The organism is Aeromonas sp. 159, from assembly GCF_963862045.1.
Taxonomy (GTDB): Bacteria; Pseudomonadota; Gammaproteobacteria; order Enterobacterales; family Aeromonadaceae; genus Aeromonas; species Aeromonas veronii.
Window position 1 is genome coordinate 1 of record NZ_CAWLMI010000119.1, and the last position, 1055, is coordinate 1055.

Consider the following 1055-nt stretch of genomic DNA (forward strand, 5'->3'; position numbering starts at 1 on the left):
ACCATCGGCCACGTTGACCACGGTAAAACCACCCTGACCGCAGCTATCACCAACGTGCTGGCCAAGCACTTCGGTGGTAAAGCTTTCGCCTTCGACCAGATCGACAAGGCACCGGAAGAGCGTGAGCGTGGTATCACCATCAACACCTCCCACGTAGAATACGACACCGCTACCCGTCACTACGCCCACGTAGATTGCCCGGGTCACGCCGACTACGTTAAAAACATGATCACCGGTGCTGCCCAGATGGACGGCGCGATCCTGGTAGTAGCAGCGACTGACGGCCCGATGCCGCAGACTCGTGAGCACATCCTGCTGGGTCGTCAGGTTGGTATCCCGTACATGATCGTGTTCATGAACAAGTGTGACATGGTTGATGACGAAGAGCTGCTCGAACTGGTTGAGATGGAAGTTCGTGAACTGCTGACCGAGTACGACTTCCCGGGCGATGACCTGCCGGTAGTTCGCGGTTCCGCGCTGAAAGCGCTGGAAGGCGACGCTCAGTGGGAAGAGAAGATCATCGAGCTGGCTGGCCACCTGGATACCTATATCCCAGAGCCGGAGCGCGCGATTGACCAGCCGTTCCTGATGCCTATCGAAGACGTATTCTCTATCGCTGGCCGTGGTACCGTAGTTACCGGTCGTGTAGAGCGCGGTATCGTTAAAGTAGGTGAGACCGTAGAAATCGTTGGTATCAAAGATACCGTTTCTACCACCTGTACCGGTGTTGAAATGTTCCGTAAGCTGCTGGACGAAGGTCGTGCAGGCGAGAACATCGGCGCGCTGCTGCGTGGTGTTAAGCGTGAAGACGTAGAGCGTGGTCAGGTACTGGCCAAGCCGGGTTCTATCAAGCCGCACACCAAGTTCGAATCTGAAGTGTACGTACTGTCCAAAGAAGAAGGTGGTCGTCATACCCCGTTCTTCAAAGGCTACCGTCCGCAGTTCTACTTCCGTACTACCGACGTGACCGGTACCATCGAACTGCCGGAAGGCGTAGAGATGGTAATGCCGGGCGACAACATCAAAATGGTTGTTACCCTGATTGCTCCGATCGC

General features: G+C 55.7%; 1 protein-coding gene. It reads left to right on the plus strand.

Going from position 1 to position 1055, the window contains the following annotated elements:
- Positions 1–1055, plus strand: a 1055-nt coding sequence (gene tuf, locus AACR14_RS16095; RefSeq protein ID WP_019446919.1) for an elongation factor Tu, incomplete at both ends; no start/stop codon positions are given.